Genomic DNA, 25,625 nt, shown 5'->3' on the forward strand with positions numbered 1-25,625 from the left:
GATCCCTTTTCAAATGTGGCGAGTGGTCAGTGGCGAGTGACGAGGTTTCCGCGCCGAACCGCTTCGCCCTCGCACTCATCACTCGCCACTCGTCACTGCCTCAGTCACCGCCCGCACCCGCACCACCGCGTGGCTGCGGCGCCCTTCCGGGCTTCCGAACACATCGGCGAAGGTCACGCGCGGGTTGACCACCCGAACCCCCTCCGCCGCCGAATACGCGGTCAGATCCGCCTCATGCAGGGCCGCCCGGATCGCGGCGGACATCGCCCGCGTCTCCCCCAGCCCCTCGAACCGCGAATGGCCGGTCAGGGTCAGCACCTGCTCCACCCCGCCGCCGTCCGCCCGAACCGGCCGGCTCTCCACCCGGCTGACAGTCACATAGGGGAACATCCGTTTCGCCGGCTCCCCGTCCCAGATCCGCCCGGCCACCAGCGCATCCAGGGCGTCGTCGCCGCGCAGTCGCGCGATCAGCGCCGCCTGCAGCGCCGCTTCATGATTGATCATCGGTCTCGCTCCAGCATCAGGCGCGCCCGCCCCGGCGTCGCCGCGTCCACCAGCGCGATGCGCCAGTCCGCCCCGTCCCACCGCAGCAGCCGCCCCTCGGTCAGCCGCGCGTCGGCCCGGCATTCGGCGGTCAGGGTCAGCGCCTCCGCCACGCCCTCGCCGCCCGTGCGCACCCCGCGCCGCGCCGCCCCCGGCGCGATCCAGACGAAGCCCAACGGTTCGTAACTGACCGCCCGCCCGCCCTGGGCCGTCACGCCCTCGACGCGCGCCAGCAGCTCCGCCAGCTTCCTCACAGCCGCACCTGTCGGTACGGCGCGATCCAGCCCTCCACTGGCGCAATGGGCATCTCGTCCTCGCCGCGCTCATAGGCCCGCAGCGTCAGCATCAGCACCGCCAGCCTCAGGGCCGCGGGCGAGGTGGAGGTCAGGGTCAGCCCCGTCTCCCCCTCCACCCGCCTGCGGGCCGCATCGATCAGCAGGGCGATCAGGTCATCCTCCGCGTCATGGGTGACGCGCAGAAACGCCTTCGCCGCCGCCATGGAAACGGGTGCGGTCATTTTGAATCTCTCGAAGTGATTGGTGACGAGCGGCGAGTGGCGAGCTGAACCAGCCCGTCACTCGCCGCTCTGATCCGTCGGCCAGCCGTCAGCGGGAGCGGCGATCCCTCGCCACTCGTCACTGACCACTCGCCACTCGGAGGCCGTCAGGCCTCCGCGAACTTCAGCACCTTGCCCGCCGTCAGCGTCAGCTGACGGCGAACTTCAGCACCTTGATCGCATCAAAGTCCTGCACGCCGCCGCCCACCCGCTTGGTGGTGTAGAACAGCACATAGGGCTTGGCGCTGTAGGGATCGCGCAGCACGCTCAGCCCCGCCCGGTCCACGATCAGATAGCCGCGCCGGAAGTCCCCGAACGCCACCGCCAGAGCGGCGGCGCCGATGTCCGGCGCCTCCTCGATCTCGGTGACGGGATAGCCCAGCAGGCTGGACGTCGCCCCCGGCTGGGTCGCCGGGCTCCAGACATAGTTGTCGTCCGCGTCCCGGAACTTCCTGATCGCGCTGGCCGTGCGCCGGTTCATCACGAACCGCCCGTTCGCCCGGTACTTGGCCTTGGGCGCATAGATCAGGTCGATCAGCCGATCCACCGGCGCGTCGCCGAACGCACCGTCCGCGCCGGTCAGCACATGGCCGATCTCGCCCCACTGCGCATCGTCGTTGGCCACCGTCGGATAGCTCAGGAAGCCCCTGGGCTTGTTGATCCCGTCACCGGTCACGAAGGCCGCCGTTTCCTGGGCCGCGAAGGCATCCTCGATCTCCCCCGCCAGCCATTCGTCCAGGCTCACGAACGCATCGTCCAGCAGAGTCTGGGTCGCCGCCGGGCTGGCGTACAGTTCGGCCGAGGGGAACTCGAGCAGGCTCAGGTTGGCGCCCTCGGTCTCCGGCCTGGGCGCCGTCTCCGCAACCCACCCGGCCTCCACGCCGTCGGTGGACACCGGCTTCCTGAACACGCCCGAGGCCACCGTCCGCACGGTGGCGATCTCGCGCATGGGCGAGGCCGCCATCAGGCGACGCTCCACCAGCCGCTCCGTCTCCGCCGGCGCGATCAGCCCGCCCGACCCCGACCCGCTGTCCAGCCCGGCCTTCACCTCCAATCCTCCCCCTCCGGGGGAGGTGGCGGCGAAGCCGACGGAGGGGGTGGCGCCACATCTCAGATACGCATCCCACGCCGCCTTGGCCTCCGGCGCGGCGACCACCGCGCCCTCCATGGCCGGCCGCCGGGCCTCGCTCACCACCCGGTCCAGCCGCGCCTGGGCGCCCGCCACCGCCGCGTCGATCCGCGCCACCTTCTCCTCCAGCAGCGTATCGGCCGAGGCCTTCTTCTCGATCTCCGCCAGGCGCGCGTCATTGGCGCCCTTGAACGCCTCGAACGCCGCCATCAGCTCATGCATCGCCGCCCGCGCCTCAGGCGAGGCGGCGGCCTGTTTGGTCTCTCTCATCATGTCTCCAGTTGAAAACGGGCCGGCTTCGCCGCACCCTCGTCATCCGGCTCGCCGCCGGTCCCGTTCAGACGCTTTGGGGGCGCCCGTGTCGGATTTCAGAAAGCTTGCCGCGTTCGCACTCACGGTCGCGCTCATCTCATGCGCAGACAACGTGACGGCTCAAGATGCCGCCTGCTACGACGCCGAGGTCTCCGCCCGCATCGTTTCACAGACACCCACCGTGGCTCCGGCCTGTGCCGACTGCGTCATCATGCGCTGGCCCTGGATCGTCGATCTGGACGTTCGCCGTGTTCACGCCGGCGAGGTCCGTCGCGGCCCATTGACCGTCCTGACGGTTCAGCACACCGACTTCCGACGCGACCTCGGCGGCGTTCGCTGGACGTTGCGCCGCAACACCGAGGGCGGATTCAATGTCGTCGGGTTCGGGGAAGACCCCGAGCGCCAGTGTTCGCCGGATGACCCGCCCGCCTCGCCCTACATCACCCCACCGAAGGGCCAAACGCTCGAAGACCTCCGCCGGGAAGGTCGTGAATACTACGGCCGCGACAACTGAAACCGCGCCCCCGGCAGCATCGGGAACGTCACCAGCGACACCTCCCACAGGTCCACTTCGCTGAGCACCCGCAGCCGCCCCTCCTTCCTCGCCCGCACCGCCCGGAAGCCGATCGACAAACCATCCAGCGCCCCGGCCCGCGCCAGGGCCCCGGCGAAGCGCGCCTCGGGCGACCAGTCCATGATGCGTCCGGCGACAAACAGCCCGCGGTCGTCCTCCGCCAACTCATCCCACACCCCCACCAGCGCCCGCGCCTCGTGCTGGTGCAGCATCTTCACCCCCGACGCCCCGGTCCGCGCCAGGCTCTCCGCGAACGCCCCCTTCGCCACCACGTCCCCGTTCAGATCCGCCACGCCCCACAGGGAGGCGTAGCCCTGAATGAGGAGTGGCGCGTGGCGAGTGATCAGTGGCGAGTCCGACCGGGACGCCGCCGACGTCATGTCTTCAATGGTCACGCCCGTCCCCCACTCTCCGAACACCTCGTCACTCGCCACTGATCACTCGCCACTCACCTTCGCCTCAATCCGCTCCAGCGACGCCCGCGTGGCCACCGCCTGCTCCTCCAGCCGCGCCAGCCGCTCGGCCACCAGCCGTTGTTCCGCCACCCGGGTCTCCAGCGTCTCGATCCGCGCCGCCGCGCCCCCGGCCCAGATCAGCCCCGCCGCCGTCTGCACCGCCACCGCGACGATCACGGCCCAGGGCATTTTCCGCTCGCTCATCGTCCCACCCCCGCCATCTCCCGCCGCTCGTCCTCGCCCAGAAAGCTCGCCGCCTCCAGCCGCGCCCACAGGGCGTCCCGCTCCGGCTGCAGCGCCGGCACATGATCCAGATCCGCCTCGATGCGGCAGTCGGCGAACCGGGGCTGCATCCACGCCGTCATGGCCCCTGCCGTCTTGGCTGCCAGCGGAACCACCGTCCCGCGCCAGAACGCCCCGTTGGCCTCGCGATAGTTGGCGTATGTCGCGTCCCCCGGAATCCCCAGCAGCTGCGGCGGAACCCCGAACGCCAGGGCGATCTCCCGCGCCGCCGCATGCTTGCCCGCGATGAAGTCCATGTCCGCCGGCGTCCAGGCCATGGGCTTCCACTCCAGCCCGCCTTCCAGCAACAGCGGCCGCCCGGCGTTCACCGCCCCCTGATGCCGCTCGCCCAGCTCCGCCTTCAGCGCCGCGTACTGCTCTTCGGTCAGCCGCTCGCCGTCCTTCGCGCCGTACACCAGCGCCCCCGACGGCCGCGCCCCGTTGTCCAGCAGCGCCTTGTTCCAAGCCCCCGATGCGTTGTGCACATCGATGGCGAAGGCCGCCGCCTCCAGCGGCGAAAACCCGTACCAGTCGTCCACCGGATTATGCAGCTTCAGATGCAGCACCGGCGAGAACCCGTCCGCCGCCCGGCCCAGCCGCACGGTCCGTCCCCCCACCGTATAGTCATAGGCCGCCGGCCACCCGCCGGGCCCCGGCACCACCTTCACCCGGTCCGGACGCAGCACATACAGCTCGTCGACGCCCCGCCGCTCCGGATCGTTTCCGCCCGCCTCCTCCAGATAGGCGTTGCCCGCCGTCTGCAGGTTCGCATACAGCGCCTCGAACAGCTCGGCCCGCCCCTGCTCCGGATTGGGCCGGTCCAGCACGCGGACCAGCGGATGATCCGCCCCCGCCCGCTCGCCGCCCTGAAACACCGTCAGCGGCACCGACGCCGCCGCCTCGGCGATCATCCGCACGCAGCGATAGGCCACCGGGTTCCTGCCGAACCCCTCCCGCGTCAGGCTCTCATAGTCCCGCGGCGTCCACACCGCCCGCCCCTGCTGCGTCCAGGCGATCACTCGCCCCACAGCCGAGTCCTTCACCTCCGGCGCCCGCCGTTTCAGAAATCCGAACATCATTCTCCTTTCGCCTCTCCCCTGGTGAGAGAGGCCTGAGTCGCAGCGATCCGCCCGCGGATCGCTTCTGGCGACCAGGGTGAGGGATCGCCCCCACTTGGACCAACTCGGAATTCAAGTTGGACCAACTCCCGTCCCGTGCTATCTTCCCGGCATGACCACCCAGGTGAACATCGCCGAGGCCAAGGCCCGTCTTTCGGAGCTGGTCGCCCGCGCCGAGGCCGGCGAGGACATCGTCCTGGCCCGCGCAGGAAAGCCGGCCATCCGTCTCGTGCCCGCAGGCGTCTCCGAGCGGCCGCGCAAGCACGCCTTCATCGGCGCGCTTGAACATCTGGGTCCGGTCTCGGACGAGTTCCTCGATCTCTTCCTCGAGCCCGACACGGAGTATGATCCCGACAAGTCGATCTTCCCGGAATGAGCCGGGTTCTCATCGACACCCATGTCCTGATCTGGTCGTTGCTCGCCAGCCGCCGCCTGTCCGCCGGGGCCCTTCGACAGATTGAGGCGGCCGATCTGGTGCTGGTCAGCGCCGCCAGCTTCTACGAGCTCGAGTTGAAACGGCGCGCCGATCGGGCTCGCTCGCGACGCGATGACCTGGCCGCCCTTCCGGCCGCCCTGCTGGAGCATGTTCAGGGCCTGGGTCTGGCGGTCCTCCCCATCTCCCCGGAACAGGCTGTCATGGCCGCAAAGCTCCCCATCTCCCACGGCGATCCGTGGGACCGCGTCCTGCTGGCCCAAGCCCGCGATCTGGATGTCCCCCTGATCAGCGCCGACGCCGTCCTGCGTCGCTACGCCGGGGACGTCCCCGTCATCTGGTGATCGCTACAGCGCCCTGATCCTCGGCCCTTTGCCGCGCTTGCCCAGCATCAGGTCCGTCAGCGCCCAGACCAGCGCATCCGCCCGGTCCGGCGAACGCTTCGGTCCCTCCTCGGACCCCAGCGCCATCAGTTCCTCCTCCAGCTCGGTGAAGGCCCCGCAGTGAACCACCCGGCTCTGTTCGTACAGCATGGCCACAGGCTCGGCCCGCGCCCGCTTGGCCCGGCTGGCGTGAACCAGCTCGACCCGCACCGGGCACCCGGCCTGCCGCAACACCGCCGACACCATCTCCCCGCCCTGGTTGGCCTCGGCCAGCACCCGGTCGGCCCCGAACGCCCGCGCCGTCTCCGCCACGCGCGCCGCCCAGCCGCCGGGGGTCAGCCCCCGCACAGACCGGTCCGCCAGCACATACGCCCGTCCGTCCAGCCGTCCGGCCGCCACGATCCCGCAGGCGTCCCCGCCCGCGCTGATGGGCGGGTCCACCGCCACCACCACCCGCTCGAACCATCCGGGCGCCTCGCCCGTGAAGGCGTCGCGCGCCCGGGCCAGGTCTCCGGCCCGGAACAGGGCGCCGTCGCCCTCGGTCACCAGCCCTTCCAGCTCCTGCGCCGCCAGCCGCGTCCCGCCGTACAGCGCCGTCAGATGCTCCAGAAATCCGGGCGACAGATTGGCGGCGTTGGCCGCCGTGGCCATGCGCGTCACCGCCGTGCCCGGCGCCGTCATCAACCGCCTCAGGGCCGGGATCGGCCGGGGCGTCGTGGTCACCGTCAGGCGCGGCCGCCGCCCCAGCCTCAGCCCGAAGCGCAGGGTGTCCAGCACCCTCTGCGGCTCGCGCCAGGCGCACAGCTCGTCGGCCCAGGCCGCGTGGAACTGCGGTCCGCGCAAACTCTCCGGGTCCTCCGCCGACAGGGCGTAGGCGATCGCGCCGCCCTCCCAGACCAGCCGCCGCCGCGACCCCTCCCACCGGGGCCGGTCGTCCGGCGGGGCCAGCTGCATCACGCCGGACGGCCCCTCGATCATCACCTCGCGCACATCGTGCAGGCTGGGCCCGACCAAGGCGATGCGCTTGCCTTCCCAGGCCCGATCCAGCACCCATCCGGCCCCGGCGAAGGTCTTGCCCGACCCCCGCCCGCCCAGCATCAACCAGACGGCATGGGCCTCATCGGGCTCCTGCTGACGCTTGCGCGCCTGCACCCCCCAGAAGCGCTCCAGCGCCGTCGCCACGCCCAGCGTCATCAGTTCGTCCAGCTCGTTCCGCGTCAGCCTCTGCAGCCATTGCAGCGAAGCGAGCGTTAATGGCGGCCTGACGCCGCTCGAGATCATGGTCATCCGCCCGGAACTCGTCCCTCTCCTGTTTCAGACCCGCGCGAACGGCGCGGCTTATGGCCTGATCATCGCCGTCGCTCACGGCCCGCAGCACGGCCGCGGTCGCCCGCGCCATGGCCGCCTTGGCCACCGCCAGCATCCGCGCGGCCACGATCAGATCCTTCAGCCTGCGGACATAGGCCGGCCGCTGCTCGTCGGTCTTCGGCTTCTGGTCCTTCAGCAGGCGCACCTGTTCGGCCAGCATCGCTTCCAGTTCGCCCAGGCTCCAGGCGGTCAGGTCGACCGCCCCGCCGTCTTCGCTTTTTCCCGTCATGCCCAAAGAATACGGGACCAGCGTCCACGGTCGGAAAACCGGACGAAATTAATCGCCCGCCCCTTGTCCGTCTTCGCATTGGCTCGAAAAAATACGGGATCAACCGCCGACTTGCGCCCCTATTTCCGGGGCAGGCCGCGCTCCGCCATCCACTCGGGCGCCTCGTAATCCAGCGCGTCCTCGGGCTCGTTCAGGGTCAGTTCGTTGATGGTCTGGCCCCGGATCGACACCCCGGCCCGGTGCACGCTCTCCGGATCACCCGAGACCAGCGGGTGCCAGTCCGCCAGCCCCCGCCCTTCATGCAGCCGCCGGTAGGCGCACGAGTGCGGGATCCACTTCAGCGCTCCGATATTGCCGGGGGTCAGCTTGACGCAGTCCGGCACCTTGGCCTGCCGGTTGGCGTAGTCCGAACAGGCGCAGGCCTTCGGGTCGAACAACTGGCAGTGGACCTTCGTTGGGATCACCTCGCCCGTGTCCTCATCCTCGAACCGCACCAGACAGCACAGCCCGCACCCGTCGCACAGGCTCTCCCACTCGGCGGGGCTCATCTGCTCCAGCGACTTGGTTTCCCAGAAGGGTTTCATCCCCCGGTTCCCGCCAGTTCAGCCTTCTTCTCCTCAAGCTCCAGCCATTCGGTCTCGGCCGCATCCACCTGATCGCGCAGGGCCTGCAGTTCGGCGGTGATCCGCTGGAAACCGGCCGGATCGCGGGCGTACAGGTCCGGATCAGCCAGCTTCGCCTCCTTCGCCGCGATGGCGGCGGGCGCCTCGGCCATCAGCCGCTCGATCTCCTCCAGCCGGCGGGCGTCCTTGTAGGACAGCTTTTTCTGGGGACGTGCACGGCCTTCTCCCTCCCCGTCCCGGGGAGGGGGGCGCGAAGCGCCGGGTGGGGAGGGCTCGGCGATCCGGGCGCTGTCTTGCGGCTGCGCCCCCGACCCGCCGCTGCTCGCCACTCGCCCGTCGCCACTCAAAAACCCCGGGTTCTGGCGCATGAAGTCGGTCCAGCCGCCCGGCGTCTCCACCACCCCGCCCCGGCCGTTCAGGGCGATGGTGGAGGTGGCCAGACGGTCCACGAAGTCCCGGTCGTGGCTGACCAGGATCAGGGTGCCGTCATAGCTCTCCAGCAGCTCCTCCAGCCGGTCCAGGGTGTCCATGTCCAGATCGTTGGTGGGCTCGTCCAGGATCAGAAGATTGGCGGGCTGGGCCAGGGCGCGGGCCAGCAGCAGCCGGTTGCGCTCGCCGCCGGACAGGGTCGAGACCGGCTGGCGCAGCTGCGCCTCGGTGAACAGGAAGTCCCGGGCGTAGGCGGCCACATGCTTGGGCGTGCCGCGCACCATGACCGAGTCCCCGCCGCCGGGCGTCAGGGCGTCGCGCAGGGTCATGTCGCTGGTCAGCTCGGCCCGCGCCTGATCCAGATAGACCGGCTCCAGCCCCGCCCCCAGCTTCACCGAACCGGCGTCCGGCGCCATCTCGCCCAGCATCAGCTTGACCAGGGTGGTCTTGCCCGCCCCGTTGGGGCCGACGATGGCGATGCGGTCGCCCCGCAGGATCCGGGTGGTGAAGGGCGGCAGGATGACCCGGTCGCCGAAGGCCTTGCTCACCCCCTTCAGCTCCGCCACCCGCTTGCCCGACTGACCGCCCGAATCCACGTCCAGATTCAGCTCGCGCGGCTGGTCGCGCAGACGCTCGGACCGGTCGGCCCGCATGGCCCGCAGCTGTCGCGCGCGGCCCTCGTTGCGGGTGCGCCGCCCGGTGATGGAGCGGTAGAAGGCGTGGGTCTCGGACTCGATGGCCTTGGACAGGCGACGCAGGGATTCCGCCTCCTCGGCGGTGACCTGATCGGCCCAGTCGTCGAAATGCTCGAAGCCCCGGTTCAGGGTCCGCACCTGACGGCCCTCCAGCCAGTAGCAGGTGTTGGTGACCTTGTTCAGAAAGGCGCGGTCGTGGCTGACGGTCAGCACGGCCATGCGCGATGAGGCCAGTTCCTGCTCCAGCCGCTCGATGGCCAGGATGTCCAGGTGGTTGGTGGGCTCGTCCAGCAGCAGGACATCCGGCTCCTCGGCGAACGCCTTGGCCAGGGCGGCGCGGCGAATCTCGCCGCCGGACAGGCCCTTGGCCGCCTTGGCGGGCGACAGGCCGAAGGTCTCCAGCCAGCTTTCGGCGGTCCAGGATTCGGCCCCGCCCGAGACGGCGTAGTCCAGCAGGGTCTCGCCGGTGATCACCGGCTCCTGGGGCACATAGGCGAAGCGGGTGCCGCTCTGGACCGTGCGGTCCCCGGAGTCCGGCTCGATCAGGCCCATGACCATGCGCATCAGGGTCGACTTGCCCGCCCCGTTGCGGCCCACCAGACAGCCGCGCATGCGCGGCTCGATGGCCAGGTCCACCCCCTCGAACAGGGGGCGGGGTCCGTCCTGCAGACGGATGTCCTTGAGCGCGATGAGGGGCGGTCTTGAGGCGTTCTTGGCGGCCATGATGATCCGTCAGATAGGGAGGCGCGCCCTATACGTCATCCGGGGCGCCAATGGCCACCGTCACCGCACCTTGAGCCCCAACCGTCCAGCCGGTATGGAGGTCCATGATCCCCGTCCCCCGTCGCACCGCCGAACAGACCCGCCAACTCATCCTGGACACCGCCATCGCCGTGGCCGCCGAGGGCGGGTCGCTGGCCCTGACCCTGGACGCCGTGGTCGAGCGCCTGCCGGTCAGCAAGGGGGCCCTGCTGCACCACTTCCCCACCAAGGCGGCGCTGCTGGAAGGCATGATCGACGAACTGGCCCGCCAGCACGTGGAGGAGGTTCGCGCCGAGGCGGCCAAGGATCCCGAGCCCTACAACCGCAACGCCCGGGCCGCCATGCGGGTCAGCGTGAACAATCCCGGCGACGAGCAGGATCTGGTGCTGGGCCGCGCGGCGCTGGTGGCCTGCGCCATCGACCCCGCGCTGGCGCGGCGCTGGCGAGCGGGCATCGCGGTGCTGGACGAGGACGACCCGGCCGATCCGGCGGGGCGGGACGACGCCCTGATGCTGCGCCTTCTGGCCAACGGGCTGTGGATGTCGGACCTGTTCGGCCTGTTCGACGTGACCCCGGACCAGCGCGCGGCCATCGGCGCCCTGCTGACCGGACCAGACGCCACGTGAGCCCGATCACCTGGCTGGCGCTGGGGGCCGCCATCCTGCTGGAGGTGGTGGGCACCAGCCTGCTTCAGGCCTCCCAGCAGTTCACCCGGCCCGTGCCGACCTTCGGCATGGCGGGCTGCTATCTGGCCGCCTTCTACCTGCTGTCCGTGGCGCTCAGGGAGATTCCCGTGGGCCTCGCCTACGCCATCTGGAGCGGCATGGGCGTGGTGCTGATCGCCATGATCGGCTGGGTGGTGTTCAAGCAGCGACTCGACGCCCCCGCCGTCCTCGGCCTGGCCATGATCATCAGCGGCGTCATCGTCATCAACGTCTTCTCGAAGACCGTCACCCACTGAGACCGGGTGTCACCGGGTGTACGACGGCCCCCGGAACACAGCGTTGAGGAACAGCACGTCCAGCCCGCGCATGAAGCCCCGCGCCGACGGGTCGTGGGCGAAGCCGATCAACTGCCCCGAGCCCAGCGGCTGAGCCACCACGGCGGGCTTGTAGGCCAGCTGGGCCCGGTTCTCGTCCCAGATGTAGCCCGCCGCCAGCAGGTCGTCCGGCCCGGCGAACCGCACCACATTGGCCCCCTGGTCCAGCCGCAGCGGCGCATAGATGGTCGAGCCCGAGGCCAGGATGTTCAGCTCGGGCGCCACGCCTGCCGCCAGCCAGTGGTCCGGGTCGGTCGCAGCGCGCAGCAGGATCCCGGGGATGGAGTCCGGGCTGCCCTCGGCCGGGCGGATGGCGCCGCGCAGCTGGTCGGCGCTGGTCAGGATCACGCCGGGCACAGTGGCCTCGTCGGCGGGGGCGGGGGCCTCGGCGTCCTCATCGGTGACGCGGCCTTCCAGCCGGGTGGCCAGCATCTGGGAGCCGGGCTCGGACATGAAGCCCATGCCGCCGCCGACCCCGATCAGGACGCCGCCCTGCCGGGCCCAGTCGCGCAGACCAGCCACGCCCCGCTCGCCCAGCACGCCGGCGTAACCGCCGCCGTCGGGCAGGATGATCACGTCGTACTGGCTGAGGTCGGACCCCGCCATCTGCGCTGTGCGGATGATGGTGACCGGATAGCCGTAGGCCTGCTCGATCATCCAGCGCAGCCCGCCCGCCGAGGTGGGGCCGGTCGGCGCCTCCCAGGCCATGGCGATGCGCGGCGCGCGGACCGCCGGCGCCCGGCCCGAGCCCAGGCTGGGGCCCGCCGTCACCCAGGTGTCGCCCACGCCCTGAACGACGGCGCCGCTGTCCGCCGCGATGCGGGCGATGCGGGCGGGGGCGTCCTCGGGATTGGCGCCCCGCGTCAGGACCATGGAACCGGCGGGCCAGTCGCGGCCGTCCAGGGTGAAGCCGGCCTCGAGCACGCGCACGGTCAGGCCGTCGCGCAGGGCGGCGGTCAGGAAGCGCATGCCCGACAGGCCGGGGCGCACGATCCAGGCGGCGGCGTTCTGGCCGTCGATGACTCCGCCGGTCAGGGGCGTGTCGCCGGACAAGGGCGTGACCGCCACGCCGGGGCGGCTGCGGCACTGGATGGCGGGGGTGTTGTAGGCCAGCGGCAGGGCCCAGGCGGCCACATCATACAGCTGGTGGTCCAGCCCCTGGGCGCGGCGGCGCTCCTGCTCGGCGGTGAAGTCGGCGGGCAGGCTGATGGACGGATCCAGCAGCACCCGGGCCAGACGCCCGGCGGGCTGGGCCAGGTCGATCACATAGGTCCCGGCGCCGTGCGAACCGCAGGCGGAGAAGCCGGCCCCGGCCACGCCCACCTCGATGCCCTGCCCGGCCAGCAACCGGGCCAGCCGGTCGGCGGCCGTCGGGTCCGCCCCCGTGCGCGGCAGCAGGATGGCGCCCATGCGCCGGCCCTCGTCGATGGCCGAGGCGTGATAGGCGTGGAAATCGCTCATCAGCTGCCGGCGGTTCACCGCCGCCGCGTCGATGGTGGACAGCGAGATCAGGAACTGGCTGCGCACCGTCTCGAACAGGGTCAGCAGGCTGCCGTCCGAGCGGCGGCGCACATCGCCCCGGGCCGAGCCCTGCTCGTAGGTCATGGCGATGGCGCCGGAATAGCCGGGCCAGTTGTCGCCGAAGCCGGGGTAGAAGGCGTCGAAGGTCTCGCGGGTGAAATAGTCTATGCCCGCCTGATCGAAGACCTGGCCGTGGGCCCGGCCGATGACCTCGCGCATGGCCAGCTGGCTGGGGGTGAACAGCGGATTGAAGGGGTCGGCTTCCGGCGGGAAGAAATAGGTCTGGTCCGTGCCCATCTCGTGGATGTCGGCCACCACCTGGGGCTTCCACTGCATCTGCAGGGCGGCATGGCCCCGGGTCTCGGGCTGGGTCTGGGCGAACCAGTCGCGGTTCAGGTCGAACAGATAGTGGTTGAAGCGCCCGGTGGGCCACGGCTCGCGGCCCTGCACCGACTGCACGTCGGGATCGGATTCCAGCCCCTGCCCGGCGCGGTAGCCGTTGATGAAGCGGTCGCGGCCGTCGGGGTTCTGGGTGGGGATCAGCACCACCACGGTGTTCTGGAGCATCCGGTCGATACGGGGGTCGCCCCGCGCGGCCAGCAGGTGCCGGGCCACGGCCATGGAGGCCTCGGCCGGGCCGACCTCGTTGCCGTGCACCGAATAAGCCAGCCAGACGATGGCGGGGGTCTCGGCGATCAGCCGCCGGGCCGTGGCCGCGTCGGTGGTGCGGGGGTCGGCCAGGGCGCGGGATGCGGCGCGGATCTGGTCCAGCCGGGCGATGTTCTCCGGCGAGGAGATGGCCGCCCAGATCAGGCGCCGTCCCTGCCAGGTGCGGCCGTACTCGCCGGTGACCATGCGGTCGGGCGCCGCTGCGGCCAGGGTCTCCAGATAGCGATGGATATCGGCCACGGGGGTCAGCCGCTCGCCCACCGGATGGCCGATGACGCCTTCGGGCGCCGGGATGGCCGTGTCCAGATTGGCCCCGGGGAACAGGTCCTGGGGCTGAGCCTGGACCTGGGCGGCGGGGGCCAGAAGCAAGCCGCAGACCAGCGCGACGACAGACAGCAGACGGATCATGAAACAGCCCCCGGGAACAGGGCTACAGGCTTAGCCGATCGGAGGCCGGGGGCAAGGGCGTGGGTGTGCGGAAATCACGGTGCAATTAGTGCAATTGATGCAATTCGGGGGATCGCCGGCTTGCTCCCTGTTTGTGCGGCGAGGCGCTGATGCTCGGAGAAAGCCAGGCCTCATCTTCACCTTAGCAAGGCGGCCCGGCGCGCGAGGCTGGCCAGCGGTCGCTCACCCTCCGTCTGCCGCAACCCCTCCAGAAATCCCGGCTGCTGGCGCTCCGCCTCGGCGAGGCCCACGGACAGGCCGGCGCGGAAGTCGGCGCCCAGGTCGCCGTTCGCGGCCTCGGCCACGCGGCGGATGATGGTGATGGTTTCGCTCACGGCGGTCTCCGTCTGGAAGGCGCCGACCCGGACCGATGGCTACGGCGCCCAAGGGCGGGAGTCGAGAGCGTGTTCGTCTTATGTTCCCGCGATCTGTGGATAGCCGGAACGCTGAAAGAGACCGCTGCGCCGATGACCGGACCCCACGAAAAAGGCCGCCGGGGTTGCCCCCGGCGGCCAGCACGTCCGTCCGGCCCGATCCCCGCGGGGTCGGCGGCGGGTCGCGGGGGACCAGCCGGGCGGAGTGTCTCCTGAGCCCTTCTCCCATGGGGAGACGGGATAAATCGTCAGTCTTCCTGGCCTTCGTCGGGCTCGGGGGCGCCCAGCATCTCCTCGGCGATCTGACCCGAGTGAGCGCGGACGGCCTTTTCGATGGAGGCGGCGATGTCAGGGTTCTGCTTGAGGAACTCGCGCACGTTCTCACGGCCCTGGCCGATGCGCTGGCTGTCATAGCTGAACCATGAGCCGGACTTCTCGATCACCTCGGCCTTGACGCCCAGATCGATGATCTCGCCGATCTTGGAGATGCCCTCGCCGTACATGATGTCGAAGATCACCTCGCGGAACGGCGGGGCCACCTTGTTCTTGACCACCTTCACGCGGGTGGTGTTGCCCACCACCTCGTCGCGGTTCTTGATGGCGCCGGTGCGGCGGATATCCAGACGCACCGAGGCGTAGAATTTCAGGGCGTTGCCGCCGGTGGTGGTCTCGGGCGAGCCGTACATCACCCCGATCTTGTGCCGGATCTGGTTGATGAAGATGACGATGCAGTTGGTGCGCGAGATGGAGGCGGTCAGCTTGCGCAGCGCCTGGCTCATCAGACGCGCCTGAAGGCCCGGCAGGCTGTCGCCCATCTCGCCCTCGATCTCGGCGCGGGGGGTCAGGGCGGCGACGGAGTCCACCACCACGATGTCCACGGCGCCCGAGCGGACCAGGGTGTCGGTGATCTCCAGCGCCTGTTCGCCGTTGTCCGGCTGGCTGACCAGAAGGTCGTCCAGATTGACGCCCAGCTTCTGGGCGTAGCTGGGGTCCAGCGCATGCTCGGCGTCCACGAAGGCCGCGGTGCCGCCCGCCTTCTGGATCTCGGCCACGGTGTGCAGGGCCAGGGTGGTCTTGCCGGAGGATTCAGGACCGAAGATCTCGATCACCCGCCCATAGGGCAGGCCGCCGATGCCCAGCGCCATGTCCAGGCCCAGCGAGCCGGTCGAGACGCTGGCGATCTCCGCCACCACCCCGCCCTTGCCGAGCTTCATCACCGAGCCCTTGCCGAACGCCCGATCAATCTGGGCCAGCGCCGCTTCCAGCGCCTTGGCCTTGTCGCCGTCTTCCTTGCCCACGAGTTTCAATGCCGCCTGCGCCATTACTTTCGGTCCCTTTGCCACGATTCCCCAGATGTCGTTCCGGAAGAGGCCCGCTACCGACCCGCCCTTGCGACTGACGCCATATGTGCATGGTTTGTTCTCGTTCGCAATATGTTCTTTTCCGCCCATGCGTCCGATTTTGACGCATCGGGTGCGGGCCGTTCAAACCGCCTGGGTTTGTCTCGCCCCGTCCTGTCCGGCCAGGGCGTCGCCCATGGCCTCGAACAGGCCGGCCAGGGTGATGGGCTTGGCCAGGTGGCCGTCGGCGCCCGCCTCTCGTCCGGCCTGCACGTGCTCGGCCATGGCGTTGGCGGTCAGCATCAGGACCGGGGTGCGAACACGGGCGTCCTCGATCTCCAGCGCGCGGATCTCGCGGGTGGCGGTCAGGCCGTCCATCACCGGCATCTGCATGTCCATCAGGATCAGATCCCAGTCCGTCTCGCCATACGCCCGCACCGCCTCGGCGCCGTCCGCCACAGCGGTCAGGTCCATGGCGGTCTGCGACAGCATCACCTCGATCACCTTGCGGTTGGCGGGGTGGTCGTCGGCCAGCAGCACCTTCAGCGGCAGGGCCGTCAGGTCGGCGCGATCCACCGGGGCGGCGGGCTGGACCGCCTCCGCCTCGGCGGGCGGCAGGGGAATCTCGAACCAGAAGATGGAGCCCTCGCCCGGGGTGCTGTCGCAGTCCAGGGTTCCGCCCATCAGCCGGGCCAGGTCGCGGGAGATGGCCAGCCCCAGACCGGTGCCGCCGAAGCGGCGGGTGATGGAGCCGTCCGCCTGCTGGAATCGGCTGAAAATGCGGGCCTTCTGTTCGGCGTCGAAGCCGATGCCGGTGTCCCGGACCTCGAAGCGCACACAGTCGCCTTCACGGGCCTCTACCGTCAGGGTGATCCGGCCCTGACTGGTGAACTTGAGGGCGTTGGAGACCAGATTGGCCAGGATCTGGCGCACCCGCACCGCGTCCCCGTCCACCACCCGGTCCAGCGCCGGGTCGAGGCGGGCGGTGAGCAGCACGTCCTTCTCCTCGGCGCGCAGGCCCCACAGGGTGGTGATGTCATGCACCGCCTCGCCAAGGTGGAAGGGCGAGCGCTCGATGGTGATCTGGCCGGATTCGATCTTGGCGCTGTCGAGGATGTCGGAGAGCAGGCGCTCCAGGGTCTTGCCGGACGAGCGGATGACCTCGGCCATCTCGTGCTCGCGCGGGTTCAGCTCGGCCCGCGCCAGGGCGTCGGCCATGGCCACGACGCCGTTGAGGGGGGTGCGGATCTCGTGGCTCATATTGGCCAGGAAGGCGGACTTGGCCTCGTTGGCCTGGTGAGCCCGCAGGCGGGAGTCGCGCAAATGCCGGCTCTGGCGCAGCTGCCAGATCAGGACGCCCACAGCGAACAGCAGGAACAGGATGGCGATTCCGACCATCCAGCGCTGGGACCGGATCACATCCTCCTGCAGGCCGGCGTTGGCCTCGACCATGGCCAGCTGGCGGCGGCGCTCGTCCAGCTGGGCCTGCATGTCGCCCGTGACCTGGCCCAGCCCGGCGCTGAACCGGCGCGCCGTGGCCACCTCATTGTCCAGGAAATGGTCGCGCAGGGCGCGGTAGGCCTCGGCCTCGCGGCCCTGGGCGAACAGCAGCTCGGCGCGGGCCAGGGGCACGCGGGAGACGCCCTCCTCGCGGAACTCGCCCGCCGCCTGCAAGCCCTCGATGCGGGCCAGATCGTCCGCCGCCGCGTCGGCCATGCCCAGACGCGCCCGCGCGATGGCCCGGCGCGGCAGCATCTGGGGCGCCAGAAACGCGGCGGCGCCCAGATCCTCGCCATAGGGCTCAAGGCACGCCAGCACATCCCGCCAGGCGCGGCGCGCCTCGGCCGTCATGGCGCACAGATTGGCGTCATAGACCACCAGGCCCTCCACGCCCGAGCGCCGCGCCAGCCGGTGGTGCGCCAGATACAGGGCATGGGCCGTGTCGCCGTCCCCCATCTGGGTCGACAGGCGCGCCAGGTTGTAGAGGCTGTCGAAATCGGGGCGGGGGTAATCCGGCGCGTTATAGTCGATTTCATAGCGCCCGAAGGCGGCGGTGGCGCCGGCCACGTCGTTCAGTTTCATCAGCCCCATGCCGGTCATCTCCCACAGGCCGGCGTGCGCCGTATCGGCGTAGGGCTCTGTATCGGGCACCCGGCTGTCCATCTCGGCCAGGCGCTCAAGCCCCTCGCCGATCCGGTCCTGATCCATCAGGGCCAGGGCGTGGACGCGCACCGCGTGGGCCTGGACGAACCAGTCATCGGCGGTCCCGGCCACGCGGTCCATTTCGGCGGCCGCAGCGGTGTCGCCCTCGTCATAACGGATGGTCAGGGCGTTGAGCCGGGCGATGGCGATGTAGCGATCGTCGCCCAGCCTGCGGGCCGCCTCGGCCAGACGGTCGTTCCACCGCCGCGCCTGGTCGAACTCGCCCTGGTTCAGGCTGATCCAGGCCACGTGGTAGAGCCGGTTCAGCCCCTCGCGATCATTCCGGGTCATGGCCTCGCGGCCGAAGGCGTACAGGTCGTCGAAGCTGGTCGCCGCCGCCCGCGCCTCCACCGCCCGCGCCAGCTCCATGGCGGTGCGGGGGGGCGTGCTCGCGCGGGCGTCCCGGGCGCCTGCGGTCATCAGCAGCAAAACAGACAGGAGGGCGGCGACGAGGCAGATTCGGTACATGAGGGACTCTGAAAAACTGCACCCAGTCTAGACCGCGAGTGTTTCGCAACACTTAGCGCCGACGGCCGCCCAGGAGCCGTGACATCCGCTCCGCGTGCGGAAAAATGTCAGCGATCCCGGCCACTTGAAAAACCGTCACAAAAGCATCGTTTCGCCGTCACCATTTCTGGTCCCGGCCGTCACAAGGGGCCGCTATCGGCGCTCCCGAGGCTGGCTTTCTCTCGCCGGCGCATCGGGGACACACACCATGACCAGAACCACGTTCAGCGCCGGATTGCGCATCGGCGCTTCGGCGCTCGCCCTCTTCGCCGCCCTGGCCGCGGCGCCCGCCATCGCGGGCAATGTGAACGCCAACACCGCTTCCGCCAGCCAGAGCGTCATCACCGGCCGGGTGTCGGACCAGAACGGCGCCGCCCTGCCCGGCGCGCGGGTGATCATCGTGGAGACCGGCGCCGAGACGGCCACGGACCGTCAGGGCCGTTATGTGCTGCCCTGGACCGCCTCGGGCCGGGCCACCCTGGAGGTTCAGTATCTGGGCCTGCCCGCCGCCACCCGCGTGGTGAACACCGCCGGCGGCGCCACTGTGGCCGACATCGTGGTGGCCCAGGCGACCGAGGTGGCCGAACTTGTCATCGTCGGCTCCATCTCTGACGGGGTGGCGCGCGCCCTGAACCAGCAGCGCACCGCCGACAACACCACCAATGTGGTGTCCTCGGACTCCATCGGCCGCTTCCCCGACACCAACATCGCCGAGGCCCTGCAGCGGGTGCCCGGCATCGGCGTGGAGCGCGACCAGGGCGAGGGCAATTTCGTCAGCCTGCGCGGCGCCCCGGCGGCCTTCACCTCCATCACCGTGGACGGCGTGTCCCTGCCCTCGTCCAGCCCCGACACCCGCGCGGTGGACCTGGGCACCCTGCCGGCGGACGTGGTCAGCGCGCTGGAAATCTCCAAGACCCTGCTGCCGCACCAGGAAGCGGACTCTATCGCCGGTTCGATCAACCTGGTGACCCGCTCGCCCTTCGACAATCCGCGCCTGCGCATCAGCGGCAACGCGGGCATGGGCTACAATGAACTGGGGTCCACCAACGATGAGCGCGCCTCGCTGATCATCTCGGACGTGTTCGGGCCGGAGGCGCAGTTCGGCGCCCTGCTGTCGGCCAGCTACGCCCAGACCGACCGCCGCGTGGACAACATCGAATCCGTCTGGGACGTCATCGAGGACGCCGACGGCGAGGACATCCTCGGGGTCTCATCGCAGGAGTTCAAGGACTACAATACCCGCCGCGAACGCCTCAGCATGACCGGCGCGCTGGAGTATCGTCCGAACGCCCTGAACCGCTTCTACCTGCGGGGCACCTGGGCCCGGCGCACGGATGACGAGTTCCGCAACCTGCTGGCCATCCTGTATGAGGACGGCGCCATCCAGCCCGGGGCCACGGAACGGTCAGCCAGCTTTACGGGCGCGCGTTTCGCCCGCGAGTTCCGGCACCGGGTGGTGCGGGACGAGAACCTGACCATCAGCGCCGGAGGCGAGCACGAGTTCGACGGTTTCCGCCTGGACTACGTCCTGTCGGTCGCCAACTCGGAGCAGACCTATCCGAACCGCCAGCAGCTGCTGTTCCGGTCGGGCGCCAGCTATGACCTCAGCTATGACTTCAGCGGGGATTTCGATAATCCGGCCCTGTCGCTGTTCACCAGCCAGGAGCACCTGAACCCGGCCAACTACAGCTTCCGCGAACACGTCAACCGCTGGGCCGACACCACCCAGGATGAGACGGCCTTCGCCGCCAACGTCACGATCCCCTCCACGCTGTTCAACCAGCCCGCCGAATGGCAGTTCGGCGGCCGGGTGCGCCAGCGCGACATCGAGTCGGACGAGGAGAGCTACCGCAACCGCGACTCTTCGGCCCGCCCGGCCCTGAGCTTCGGCGACCTGCTGTCGGATGAGCCCTCGCGCAACTTCGACTACAATCTGGGCTGGAAGTACGACTCCGGGCTGGTGCTGGATTACTTCCGCAACCAGGGTCCGCTGACGGCCGCCCCGGCCTATCGCCGGCTCCCCAACTCCTTCGCCGCGGACTACACGGCGGGCGAGGACATCTACGCCGCCTACGGCATGACCCGGATTCAGTTCGACCGGGCCAACCTGATCCTGGGCCTGCGGGTGGAACGGACCGAGTTCGAAGGGTCCGCTCCCCAGTACGACGAGGACGACCTCGAGAACTTCACGACCGTCTCCTTCTCGCGCAGCTACACCGAGGTGTTTCCCAACGTCACCCTGCGCTACGCCTTCAGCGACAACCTGATCGGCCGCGCTTCCATCACCCGGGGCATCGCGCGCCCCCGCTACCGCGACAACGTTCCGCGCGCGGAAGTGACCGACAGCAGCAGCGCAACGCCATCCGTCACGCGCGGCAACATCGACCTTCGCCCCACGCTGTCCAACAATTTCGACGCCAGCCTCGAGTACTATTTCGAGCCGCTGGGGATCGTGTCCGCGGGCGTGTTCTACCGCGACCTGAAAGACTATGTGTTCGAACTGACGTCTACGGGAACTTTCGGCGGGACGGCGGCCAACATCACCCAGCCGGAGAACGCGCCGGACGGCCACATCGCCGGGATCGAGTTCAACTACCAGCAGCAGTTCACCTTCCTGCCGGGCTGGATGTCGGGCTTCGGCGTGGCGGCCAACTACACCTGGACCGAGGCGGAGATGACCCTGCCGTTCGCCGCGCCGGATCGGGGAACCAAGGTGGGCCTGCCCAACCAGTCGGATTCCACGGTGAACCTGTCGGTTTTCTATGAAACCAGCCGTTTCAACGCGCGCCTGGCCTGGACCGACCGCGACGACTTCATCCAGGAGTTCAACTACGACGACCCGCGCCTGGACACTTACTGGGAAGGCCGCTCGCAGCTGGACTTCACCGCCGATGTGGACGTGACCGAGCGGGTGAACCTGTACTTCGAGGCCAAGAACCTGACCGACTCCGAAGGCGTCCGTTACGCCGGGGACCGCTCGCGTCCCACCGAGCGTGAACGCTTCGGCCGCCTGCTGTTCGCCGGCGTGCGGGTCAACTTCTAGGCTTCAGCAACGACACTCCCCCAGACTGGGCGGAAGGCTTCGGCCTTCCGCCCTTTTTCTTTTGGGGATCAGGCGGCGAACGCCTGCTCCAGCGCCTTCAGCATGGGCTTGGGGCGGCCCAGCCAGTCGAACAGCAGGGGCTCGTCGCGGCCGTCGTCCCAGTCGCCCCGGCGCAGGACGCTGTCCCGGTCGCGCAGACCCCAGACGGTGAAGGCGAAGCGCTGACGCTGGGGCAGGGCCATGAAGGCGTCGGCGATCTCGCGCACCCGCTCGGTCTGCAGTTCGCGGCGGCGCTCGATGCGGGTCAGGTCGGTGCGCGAGCGCCCCATGGACATGTCCAGCTCCGACACATGGATGGGCAGGCCGAACTGGCCCATCTCATGGATGAAGGCCGCCGTGCGGCCCGGCTCGATGCTGTAGTCGATGTGGGACTGGGTCCCCAGACCGCCGATGGGCGCGCCCTGGCTCAAGAGGCGCTCAACCATCCGCAGGAAGGTCGCGCCCTTCCGGGGGTTGTGCTCCAGATTGTAGTCGTTGATGAACAGCACCGCGTCCGGGTCCGCCTCGGCCGCCACCTCGAAGGCGCGGCGGATGTAGCCGTCCTGCCCGAAGCGCTGCGACCAGTGACAGTCGCGCAGCCCGTTGCCGTCCTCGGCCACCGCCTCATTGACCACGTCCCAGCCGGTCACCCGGCCCCGGTAGCGGCCCATGACCTCGCGGATGTAGCGGTCATGCTCGGCGGCGAAGCGGGTCTCGTCCAGACCCTCGAAGTACTCCCGGCCCTGCGAGTACCAGATCAGGGCGTGGCCGAAGAGGCTCATGCCGCGCTGGTCGGCAAAGTCGGCGATGGCGTCCGGCGCGGCGAAGCGCAGGCGCCCGCCCGGGCCCAGGATGTATTCCATCTTCATCTCCCACTCGGGCGTGAGCTGGGAGAAATGGGTGGAGGCCAGTTCGGTCCACTGGGGGTCGCGGAAATGGTCGGTCATGGCCGCGACGCCGACGGGGAACGACGCCACGTCGCGCAGCGGGCGGACCGGCCCCTGAACCACCTGCGACGCCGCCGGGCGCCCCTCGCAGGCGGCCAGGGCCAGGGTGGAGGCCAGAAGCGTGCGGCGGCTGAACAGGGGCTGGGTCATGGGAGAGGCCGGTGCAAGAGGCGGGCCAGCCGCAAGACCTACTGATCTTCAGGACTGGCCACGGCGCTCGTTCGACATGGCGCCCACTGGAACACGTAGGCCGCGTCTGACCGTGCGAACTCTACCGCCGTGGTCAAGAATAGTGGCTCTCCGTCGTAGCACAGAGCAACCGCAGGGCCGTCGGTTGAAAGAATTTCCAATCGATAGAGAGTGTCGAACTCGGCAATCGGAACGCGGGCCAGATCACCAGCGACCTTCAGTTCGACCAAGGTCCAGGATGAGCCCGCAGCGCCACCTGCCAATCGCTCCGAGACGATGATCTGCGCCCGCTCATCGATCGTGTGACGGTCACGCTCAGTCGGTTCCACAGATCGGGAACAGGCGGCAACCATCGAAAAGCCGGCCATTGCCCCCACCACCATCCCAAATACCGCAAAGGTTCGGCTGGTCAGGGTTTGGCGCATGGTGGATTCTCAGCTCGCCCGCTTCCTCAGCCCCAGTTCATCAAAGGCCGCCGTTTCGCGTTTGGCGGCGGCGATGAGGCGGTTGAGGCGGGTGGTTTCGGCCACCTGTTCGAACTTCTTCAGGTCCTCGAAGGCGGAGGTCAGGGCGTCGCGGGCGCCGGCTTCCTCGGCGTCCAGGGTGGTCAAATCGGTTTCGGCGACGGCCTTTCTGGCCTTCCAGCCGGCCAGATAGGCGCCCAGCATCATGGCGGCCTGCGCATCATGGCGGCTGCGCTCGCGCTCCACCTCGGCCTCGGCGTCCAGCACCGCCAGTCGCATCTCGGTGGACGCGCGCCGGGTGGTGATCTCGGCGAGGCGCTTCTGCAGCGTCTCCACCTCATAGTTGGAAATGCGGATCAGCGAGTGGGCCCAGCTGGTCATTGGTCAGTCTCCGGCGGGATCATGCCCTGATTGAGGATGGCTTCGAGGCGGGTGAAGGAATCAGCCATGCGCGTCACCTCGTCCTTGTCCTGCCCCAGGAAGGCTTCCAGGGCGGGGTTGAGGGCGATGGAGCGATCGACGATGGGGTCGGCGCCGGCGCGGTAGGCGCCGATGCGGATCAGCTCCTCCATGTCCGAATAGGCGCTCAGGCACTGGCGGGCGCGGCGGTTCAGCTCGCGCTCGGGCAAGGTCTGGCAGTCCGGCAAGGTCCGGCTGACCGATTTCAGCACGTCGATGGCGGGGAAGCGCCCGCGCTCGGCGATCTTGCGGTCCATGACGATGTGGCCGTCGAGGATGCCGCGCACGGCGTCGGCGATGGGCTCGTCATGATCGCCCCCGTCCACCAGAACGGTGAACAGGGCGGTGATGGGGCCCGCCTGGGTGCCGTCCGGCCGGATCTGGCCCGGGCCCGCGCGCTCCAGCAGCTTGGGCAGTTCGGAAAAGACGGTGGGGGTGTAGCCCTTGGTGGTGGGCGGCTCGCCCGCGGCCAGGCCGATCTCGCGCTGGGCCATGGCGAAGCGGGTGACGGAGTCCATCAGGCAGAGGACCTCCAGGTCCTGATCCCGGAAATATTCGGCCACGGCCATGGTCATGTAGGCGGCCTGACGGCGCTTGAGGGCAGGCTCATCACTGGTGGCGACCACCACCACGGCGCGCTTCAGCCCCTCCTCGCCCAGGGTCTCCTCGATGAACTCGCGGACCTCCCGGCCCCGTTCGCCGATCAGGCCGACGACGACCACATCGCAGGTGGCCTGGCGCGCCAGCATGGACAGCAGCACCGACTTGCCCACGCCCGAGCCGGCGAAGATGCCCAGACGCTGGCCCCGGCAGGTGGTGGTGAACACGTCCATGGAGCGCACGCCCAGATCCAGCCGCTCGCCCACCCGGCCGCGCGAATGGGCCGGCGGCGGCGCGGCGCGCAGGGGATAGGGGGCGGGTCCGGGCGGCAGAGGGCCCTTGCCGTCGATGGGATCGCCGAAGGCGTCGATGATGCGGCCCAGCCAGGCCGTGGTCGGCCGCACGCTGGCGGCCATGTCGAGAATGCGGATGTCGGCGCCCGGCGCCACGCCCTCCACCGGGCCGTAAGGCATCAGCAGGGCCTTGGAGTCGCGGAAGCCCACCACCTCGGCGGGCAGGCCCGCATGGCCCCGGCGCACGATCTCGGCCCGGGCGCCCACGGCCAGCCGGCTCATGCCGCCGCGCGCCTCGATCAGCAGGCCGGACACGCCCGCGACCTTGCCGGTCACGACCAGCGGATCCACAGCTTCCACAGCGGCGACGAGATTGCGCAAGACTGCCCCTCAGCACTGAACAGCCCCGGCCGTTCTGCTGTTAACAATTGCTGCGAAACGGTTAAGCGGGAGTGAAGGCGCTGTAAGCTCACGCTCAATGTTGATGGACGCCCCCTTCAGCATTTCTGCCTTTGATGCGCGCTCAAAGGGCCTATCTGTATGATCACGCCGCACCACCACGACAGGAGCCTTTCCATGACCGACACCCCTTACGACGCCTCGCGGCACGCCAAGACCGGACGGGGCAAGGTCTATGACTCCATCATCGACACCATCGGCGACACGCCGCTGATCCGGCTGCCGCGCCTGTCGGCGGAGCTGAAGCCGAAGGCGACCGTTCTGGCCAAGCTGGAGTTCTTCAATCCCATCGCCTCGGTCAAGGACCGCATCGGGGTGGCCATGATCGAGGCGCTGGAGCAGGCCGGAAAGCTGAAGCCCGGCGACGTGATCATCGAGCCCACCAGCGGCAACACCGGCATCGCCCTGGCCTTCGTGGCCGCCGCCAAGGGCTACAAGTTGATCCTGGTCATGCCCGAGAGCATGTCCATCGAGCGCCGCAAGATGCTGGCCCTGCTGGGCGCCGAGCTGGTGCTGACCCCGGCCGAGAAGGGCATGAAGGGCGCCATCGCCACGGCCAATGACTTGCTGAACGCCACGCCCGGGGCGGTGCAGCCGCAGCAGTTCGACAACCTGGCCAATCCCGCTATCCACCGCGCCACCACGGCGGAGGAAATCTGGAACGACACCGCCGGGGCGGTGGACATGGTCATCGCGGGCGTCGGCACCGGCGGCACGATCACCGGCGTGGGTCAGGTGCTGAAGGCGCGCAAGCCCTCGGTGCGCATGATCGCGGTGGAGCCCACCGCCTCGCCTGTGCTGTCCGGCGGCGCGCCCGGCCCGCACAAGATCCAGGGCATCGGCGCCGGCTTCATTCCCTCCATCGTGGATCAGTCCATGATCGACGGGGTGGAGCAGGTCGCCAACGAGGACGCCTTCGACATGGCGCGCCGCGCCGCGCGGGTCGAGGGCCTGCCGGTGGGCATCTCCTCCGGCGCCGCCCTGACCGCCGCCTTCCGCCAGGCCGCCCTGGACGAGAACGCCGGCAAGACCATCGTGGCCATCATCCCCAGCTTCGCGGAGCGCTACCTGTCCACGGCCCTGTTCGAGGGATTGTAGGCGTCGACTGTCACGCCTGATTAACCGAAAGGGGCCTAGGCTGG

At 69.5% G+C, this 25,625-nt stretch carries 26 protein-coding genes; 7 read left to right on the forward strand and 19 right to left on the reverse strand.

The window, feature by feature from the left end:
- Positions 1 to 78: 78 nt before the first annotated feature.
- The 4 genes from ACK4FB_RS03465 to ACK4FB_RS03480 all read right to left on the reverse strand — a co-directional run bounded on the left by ACK4FB_RS03465 (position 79) and on the right by ACK4FB_RS03480 (position 2,498).
- Positions 79 to 504, reverse strand: a complete 426-nt coding sequence (locus tag ACK4FB_RS03465) for a DUF3168 domain-containing protein (protein WP_409747871.1) — start codon at positions 502 to 504, stop codon at positions 79 to 81.
- Positions 501 to 797 (reverse strand): phage head-tail adapter protein, encoded by a 297-nt coding sequence (locus tag ACK4FB_RS03470; RefSeq protein WP_409747873.1) that lies wholly within the window; start codon positions 795 to 797, stop codon positions 501 to 503. Before ACK4FB_RS03470 ends, ACK4FB_RS03465 begins: the two co-directional genes overlap by 4 nt.
- Positions 794 to 1,060 carry a head-tail connector protein gene (locus tag ACK4FB_RS03475; protein WP_409747875.1) on the reverse strand — a complete coding sequence of 89 codons (267 nt, stop codon included), beginning with the start codon at positions 1,058 to 1,060 and terminating at the stop codon, positions 794 to 796. Before ACK4FB_RS03475 ends, ACK4FB_RS03470 begins: the two co-directional genes overlap by 4 nt.
- Positions 1,061 to 1,247: 187 nt before the next feature.
- Complete coding sequence (locus tag ACK4FB_RS03480) at positions 1,248 to 2,498, reverse strand: phage major capsid protein (RefSeq protein WP_409747877.1); 1,251 nt, start codon at positions 2,496 to 2,498, stop codon at positions 1,248 to 1,250.
- 88 nt (positions 2,499 to 2,586) lie between these two features.
- On the opposite strand from ACK4FB_RS03480, the gene ACK4FB_RS03485 reads away from it, so the two are divergent.
- Positions 2,587 to 3,054, forward strand: a complete 468-nt coding sequence (locus ACK4FB_RS03485) for a hypothetical protein (RefSeq protein ID WP_409747879.1) — start codon at positions 2,587 to 2,589, stop codon at positions 3,052 to 3,054.
- Here ACK4FB_RS03485 and ACK4FB_RS03490 read toward each other — a convergent pair.
- From ACK4FB_RS03490 to ACK4FB_RS03500, 3 genes are read right to left on the reverse strand one after another with little or no spacing between them, the layout of a single operon-like run.
- The gene (locus tag ACK4FB_RS03490) at positions 3,036 to 3,494 is read right to left on the reverse strand and encodes an HK97 family phage prohead protease (protein WP_409748135.1); all 459 of its coding nucleotides are present in this window, start codon (positions 3,492 to 3,494) and stop codon (positions 3,036 to 3,038) included. The genes ACK4FB_RS03485 and ACK4FB_RS03490 overlap by 19 nt on opposite strands.
- Before the next feature lie 57 nt (positions 3,495 to 3,551).
- On the reverse strand, positions 3,552 to 3,773 hold the full coding sequence (locus ACK4FB_RS03495; protein WP_409747881.1) for a hypothetical protein: 222 nt from the start codon (positions 3,771 to 3,773) through the stop codon (positions 3,552 to 3,554).
- On the reverse strand, positions 3,770 to 4,930 hold the full coding sequence (locus ACK4FB_RS03500) for a phage portal protein (protein ID WP_409747883.1): 1,161 nt from the start codon (positions 4,928 to 4,930) through the stop codon (positions 3,770 to 3,772). Before ACK4FB_RS03500 ends, ACK4FB_RS03495 begins: the two co-directional genes overlap by 4 nt.
- 151 nt (positions 4,931 to 5,081) lie before the next feature.
- Here ACK4FB_RS03500 and ACK4FB_RS03505 point away from each other — a divergent pair, with 151 nt between their 5' ends.
- Together ACK4FB_RS03505 and ACK4FB_RS03510 are read left to right on the forward strand one after the other, a co-directional pair.
- Positions 5,082 to 5,345, forward strand: a complete 264-nt coding sequence (locus ACK4FB_RS03505) for a type II toxin-antitoxin system Phd/YefM family antitoxin (RefSeq protein WP_409747885.1) — start codon at positions 5,082 to 5,084, stop codon at positions 5,343 to 5,345.
- Entirely contained in the window at positions 5,342 to 5,746 is a 405-nt protein-coding gene (locus tag ACK4FB_RS03510; RefSeq protein WP_409747887.1) for a type II toxin-antitoxin system VapC family toxin, read from the forward strand. The genes ACK4FB_RS03505 and ACK4FB_RS03510 overlap by 4 nt, the downstream gene beginning before the upstream one ends.
- Positions 5,747 to 5,749: 3 nt before the next feature.
- On the opposite strand, the gene ACK4FB_RS03515 is transcribed toward ACK4FB_RS03510, so the two are convergent.
- The 4 genes from ACK4FB_RS03515 to ACK4FB_RS03530 form a co-directional block, all read right to left on the reverse strand.
- On the reverse strand, positions 5,750 to 6,979 hold the full coding sequence (locus tag ACK4FB_RS03515; RefSeq protein ID WP_409747889.1) for a DNA-packaging protein: 1,230 nt from the start codon (positions 6,977 to 6,979) through the stop codon (positions 5,750 to 5,752).
- Complete coding sequence (locus tag ACK4FB_RS03520; RefSeq protein ID WP_409747891.1) at positions 6,903 to 7,382, reverse strand: hypothetical protein; 480 nt, start codon at positions 7,380 to 7,382, stop codon at positions 6,903 to 6,905. The genes ACK4FB_RS03515 and ACK4FB_RS03520 overlap by 77 nt, the downstream gene beginning before the upstream one ends.
- Before the next feature lie 119 nt (positions 7,383 to 7,501).
- Positions 7,502 to 7,966: a YcgN family cysteine cluster protein gene (locus ACK4FB_RS03525; RefSeq protein WP_409747893.1), complete on the reverse strand. Its 465-nt coding sequence runs from the start codon at positions 7,964 to 7,966 to the stop codon at positions 7,502 to 7,504.
- Positions 7,963 to 9,852 carry an ABC-F family ATP-binding cassette domain-containing protein gene (locus ACK4FB_RS03530; protein ID WP_409747895.1) on the reverse strand — a complete coding sequence of 630 codons (1,890 nt, stop codon included), beginning with the start codon at positions 9,850 to 9,852 and terminating at the stop codon, positions 7,963 to 7,965. The genes ACK4FB_RS03525 and ACK4FB_RS03530 overlap by 4 nt, the downstream gene beginning before the upstream one ends.
- Positions 9,853 to 9,956: 104 nt before the next feature.
- Here ACK4FB_RS03530 and ACK4FB_RS03535 point away from each other — a divergent pair, with 104 nt between their 5' ends.
- Both ACK4FB_RS03535 and ACK4FB_RS03540 read left to right on the forward strand, forming a co-directional pair.
- On the forward strand, positions 9,957 to 10,517 hold the full coding sequence (locus ACK4FB_RS03535; protein ID WP_409747897.1) for a TetR/AcrR family transcriptional regulator: 561 nt from the start codon (positions 9,957 to 9,959) through the stop codon (positions 10,515 to 10,517).
- 5 nt (positions 10,518 to 10,522) lie between these two features.
- On the forward strand, positions 10,523 to 10,852 hold the full coding sequence (locus ACK4FB_RS03540; protein WP_409748137.1) for a DMT family transporter: 330 nt from the start codon (positions 10,523 to 10,525) through the stop codon (positions 10,850 to 10,852).
- Positions 10,853 to 10,861: 9 nt separating this feature from the next.
- On the opposite strand, the gene ACK4FB_RS03545 is transcribed toward ACK4FB_RS03540, so the two are convergent.
- The 4 genes from ACK4FB_RS03545 to ACK4FB_RS03560 form a co-directional block, all read right to left on the reverse strand.
- The gene (locus ACK4FB_RS03545; protein ID WP_409747899.1) at positions 10,862 to 13,528 is read right to left on the reverse strand and encodes a M14 metallopeptidase family protein; all 2,667 of its coding nucleotides are present in this window, start codon (positions 13,526 to 13,528) and stop codon (positions 10,862 to 10,864) included.
- Between the two features lie 176 nt (positions 13,529 to 13,704).
- The gene (locus ACK4FB_RS03550; protein ID WP_409747901.1) at positions 13,705 to 13,902 is read right to left on the reverse strand and encodes a hypothetical protein; all 198 of its coding nucleotides are present in this window, start codon (positions 13,900 to 13,902) and stop codon (positions 13,705 to 13,707) included.
- Positions 13,903 to 14,189: 287 nt separating this feature from the next.
- Complete coding sequence (recA, locus tag ACK4FB_RS03555) at positions 14,190 to 15,263, reverse strand: recombinase RecA (protein WP_409747903.1); 1,074 nt, start codon at positions 15,261 to 15,263, stop codon at positions 14,190 to 14,192.
- Between the two features lie 162 nt (positions 15,264 to 15,425).
- Positions 15,426 to 17,951 (reverse strand): ATP-binding protein, encoded by a 2,526-nt coding sequence (locus ACK4FB_RS03560; protein WP_409747905.1) that lies wholly within the window; start codon positions 17,949 to 17,951, stop codon positions 15,426 to 15,428.
- Positions 17,952 to 18,198: 247 nt separating this feature from the next.
- On the opposite strand from ACK4FB_RS03560, the gene ACK4FB_RS03565 reads away from it, so the two are divergent.
- Positions 18,199 to 21,033 (forward strand): TonB-dependent receptor, encoded by a 2,835-nt coding sequence (locus tag ACK4FB_RS03565; RefSeq protein WP_409747907.1) that lies wholly within the window; start codon positions 18,199 to 18,201, stop codon positions 21,031 to 21,033.
- 68 nt (positions 21,034 to 21,101) lie between these two features.
- Here ACK4FB_RS03565 and ACK4FB_RS03570 read toward each other — a convergent pair whose 3' ends face one another.
- Genes ACK4FB_RS03570 through fliI form a run of 4 tightly spaced genes read right to left on the reverse strand, consistent with a single transcriptional unit; the run spans position 21,102 to position 24,405 of the window.
- A complete protein-coding gene (locus ACK4FB_RS03570) occupies positions 21,102 to 22,169 on the reverse strand; it encodes an endo-1,4-beta-xylanase (RefSeq protein WP_409747909.1) in 1,068 nt (355 codons plus the stop codon).
- Between the two features lie 38 nt (positions 22,170 to 22,207).
- The gene (locus ACK4FB_RS03575) at positions 22,208 to 22,633 is read right to left on the reverse strand and encodes a hypothetical protein (protein WP_409747911.1); all 426 of its coding nucleotides are present in this window, start codon (positions 22,631 to 22,633) and stop codon (positions 22,208 to 22,210) included.
- 9 nt (positions 22,634 to 22,642) lie between these two features.
- Positions 22,643 to 23,053, reverse strand: coding sequence for a flagellar export protein FliJ (locus ACK4FB_RS03580; RefSeq protein ID WP_409747913.1), 411 nt, complete (start codon positions 23,051 to 23,053; stop codon positions 22,643 to 22,645).
- Positions 23,050 to 24,405, reverse strand: a complete 1,356-nt coding sequence (gene fliI / locus ACK4FB_RS03585) for a flagellar protein export ATPase FliI (protein ID WP_409747915.1) — start codon at positions 24,403 to 24,405, stop codon at positions 23,050 to 23,052. The genes ACK4FB_RS03580 and fliI overlap by 4 nt, the downstream gene beginning before the upstream one ends.
- Positions 24,406 to 24,600: 195 nt before the next feature.
- Here fliI and cysK point away from each other — a divergent pair, with 195 nt between their 5' ends.
- Complete coding sequence (cysK, locus tag ACK4FB_RS03590) at positions 24,601 to 25,581, forward strand: cysteine synthase A (RefSeq protein ID WP_409747917.1); 981 nt, start codon at positions 24,601 to 24,603, stop codon at positions 25,579 to 25,581.
- The last annotated feature ends 44 nt before the right edge of the window (positions 25,582 to 25,625 follow it).

Origin of the sequence: Brevundimonas sp., assembly GCF_046299535.1 — a bacterium.
Lineage (GTDB): Bacteria > Pseudomonadota > Alphaproteobacteria > Caulobacterales > Caulobacteraceae > Brevundimonas.